Source organism: Nocardia sp. XZ_19_385 (assembly GCF_015355755.1).
In the GTDB taxonomy this organism is placed as follows: Bacteria; Actinomycetota; Actinomycetes; order Mycobacteriales; family Mycobacteriaceae; genus Nocardia.
On the sequence record NZ_JACVEE010000023.1, the window covers coordinates 1 to 519 of the forward strand.

The following is a 519-nucleotide window of genomic DNA, read 5'->3' on the forward strand; positions in this document are numbered from 1 at the left end:
CCCGAAGCCGGTGGCCCAACCCCTTGTGGGAGGGAGCCGTCGAAGGTGGGATCGGCGATTGGGACGAAGTCGTAACAAGGTAGCCGTACCGGAAGGTGCGGCTGGATCACCTCCTTTCTAAGGAGCACATCTCCAGAGTGCGCCAACACAGGTTGGTTCGCACCTGGCAGAGACCGTTTAGTTCTCACATGTAGAACTGCGGACGCTCATGGGTGGAACACTGACAAACTCATCGCACTGAGTAGAAGCTTTGTCTTCTGCTGCGGTGATATATCGACACACTGTTGGGTCCTGAGAGAACACATTCTCTCTAGGCTAAACAAACGATCCGCTCGGGTCTTCAGTGATACCGCCGGCTTCCGCAAGGTTGTCGAGTTGGTCCTGGAACGAGATTCGAGTGGGTGTGTTGTTTGAGAACTGCACAGTGGACGCGAGCATCTTTGTTAGTAAGTGTTTAAGAGCGTACGGTGGATGCCTTGGCACCAGGAGCCGATGAAGGACGTAGTAGGCTGCGATAAG

The 519-nt window shown here is 54.5% G+C and carries 1 rRNA gene; it reads left to right on the forward strand.

The window, feature by feature from the left end:
• A 16S ribosomal RNA gene (locus tag IBX22_RS37190) occupies positions 1 to 117 on the forward strand; the annotation flags it as partial.
• Between the last annotated feature and the right edge of the window lie 402 nt (positions 118 to 519).